At 70.4% G+C, this 2,178-nt stretch carries 3 protein-coding genes; all 3 read right to left on the bottom strand.

Features of this window, described 5'->3' with window-relative positions:
* Positions 1 to 441, bottom strand: a 441-nt coding sequence (locus ACTIFU_RS22460) for an ATP-binding cassette domain-containing protein (RefSeq protein ID WP_439580551.1), incomplete at its 3' end; no start/stop codon positions are given.
* Complete coding sequence (livM, locus tag ACTIFU_RS22465; RefSeq protein WP_439580552.1) at positions 438 to 1,730, bottom strand: high-affinity branched-chain amino acid ABC transporter permease LivM; 1,293 nt, start codon at positions 1,728 to 1,730, stop codon at positions 438 to 440. The genes livM and ACTIFU_RS22460, both read right to left, overlap by 4 nt.
* 25 nt (positions 1,731 to 1,755) lie before the next feature.
* On the bottom strand, positions 1,756 to 2,178 hold a 423-nt coding region (locus ACTIFU_RS22470), incomplete at its 5' end, for an ABC transporter permease subunit (protein ID WP_439580553.1).

The raw sequence follows: 2,178 nt of genomic DNA on the forward strand, positions 1-2,178 counted from the left end.
GGCGCGCGCGCGCCCGACCGCCGCCGCCTCGCGCTTCTGGAACGGGCCGAAGCCCATCAGCGCGAAGGGGGTGCGCCCGCCCTCGCCCATCAGCCGGTTGTGCTGCGCGACCATCAGGTTCTCGAGCACGGTCATGCCGCCGAACAAGCGGATGTTCTGGAAGGTGCGGGCGACACGCGCGTGCTTGGCGATGCGGTGCTGCACCAGCCGGTGCAGCGCGTACTGCGTGCCGTCCTCGTGGCGGATGACGATGCTGCCGCCGGTCGGCCGGTAGAAGCCGGTGAGGCAGTTGAACACCGTGGTCTTGCCCGCACCGTTCGGGCCGATGATGGCGGTGATGTCGCCGCGCTCGGCCTCGAAGGAGAGCGCGTCGATCGCCACCAGCCCGCCGAAGCGCATGGTGAGGCCCTCGACGACGAGGATCGGGTCGGGCGCGGTCATCCGCGCCCCTCCGCCACGTGCTCGGCGCCGACCATCTTGCGCGCACCGAGTGCCACCGAGGGCTCGCGCGAGGAGACGAGCCCGCGCGGCCGCCAGACCATGATCGCCACCATCGCCAGCCCGAACACCAGCATGCGGAACTGCTCGAGGTCGCGGAACAGCTCGAAGCCGCCGATCATCACCGCCGCGGCGGTGGCCACACCGATCTGGCTGCCCATGCCGCCGAGCACGACGATGGCGAGGATCAGCGCGCTCTCGATGAAGGTGAAGCTCTCGGGGCTGATGAAGCCCTGGCGGGTGGCGAAGAAGGCGCCGGCGAAGCCACCGAACAAGGCGCCGGTGGCGAAGGCGGTGAGCTTCACCGCCACCACCGAGAGGCCGAGCGCGCGGGAGGCGACCTCGTCCTCGCGCAGCGCCTCCCAAGCGCGGCCGACGGGATGGCGGCGCAGCCGGATGGTAACGAAGTTGGTCACCATCGCGAGGGCGAGGATCAGGTAGTAGAGGAAGATGATGCGATGCAGCGGCGAGGGTTCGAGGCCGAAGAAGCCGGCGAAGCTGCCCTCGCCGCCGGCCATCGAGAACGGCAGGCCGAAGAAGGACGGGCGCGGGATGCCGCTCATGCCGTTCGGCCCGCCGGTGAGGCCGACCCAGTTCAGCAGCACGATGCGGATGATCTCGCCGAACGCGAGCGTGACGATCGCGAGGTAGTCGCCGCGCAGCCGCAGCACCGGGAAGCCGAGGATGATGCCCCAGGCCGCCGAGCACACCCCCGTCAGCGGCAGCGCGGCCCAGAAGCCGATGTCGAGATGCTTGGCGAGCAGGGCGTAGCTGTAGGCGCCGACGGCGTAGAAGGCGACGTAGCCGAGATCGAGCAGGCCGGCGAGGCCGACGACGATGTTCAGCCCCCAGCCGAGCATGACATAGGTCAGCACGAGCGTGCCGAGATCGATCTCGTATCGTCCGATGCCCGGCATGACCGGCAGCAGCATCGCCAGGGCGAGCATCGCCGGTCCGGCCGCCTTGCCGAACCAGGTGCCGAAGCCGGGCGGCACCAGCACCACGCGCGGCGCGGGCGAGACGATCGTGCGGCGAAGCTCGCGCTGCGCCATGAACAGCCCGACCAGGATGCGGCCGACGAACACGGCCGCGACCGCGCTCAGCAGCAGGCCGGGCCGGGGGATCAGCGTCAGCGAGCGGCCCATGGGCTCGGTGCGGAGCCCGAGCAGCGGCGCGCCGACGCCGAGCGCGATCAGCGCGGCAAGACCCGCATCCCTCACGATCGCGGCCATGCCGCGCGGCCATGTGCCCGCCACGTCAGACCTTCTCGACCTCGTGGCGCCCGAGGATTCCCGAGGGCAGGAAGATCAGCGCGATGGCGAGGATCGAGAACGCCGCGACATCCTTGTACTGGACCGAGAAATAGGCCGACCAGAAGGTCTCGATCAGGCCGATCAGCAGCGCGCCGAGCACGGCGCCGGGCAGGCTGCCGATGCCGCCCAGCACCGCGGCGGTGAACGCCTTGATGCCGGCGACGAAGCCGATGAAGAAGTCGATCACGCCGTAGTAGAGCAGGTACATCATGCCGGCGACCGCGGCGAGTGCGGCGCCGATGACGAAGGTCAGGCTGATCGTGCGGTCGGTGTCGATGCCGAGCAGGCTCGCCATGCGCCGGTCCTGCTCGCAGGCGCGCATGGCCCGGCCGAGCGGCGTGCGCGCGATGATCAGCGTGAACACGGT

This window comes from Elioraea sp. (assembly GCF_051860475.1).
GTDB lineage: Bacteria > Pseudomonadota > Alphaproteobacteria > Acetobacterales > Acetobacteraceae > Elioraea.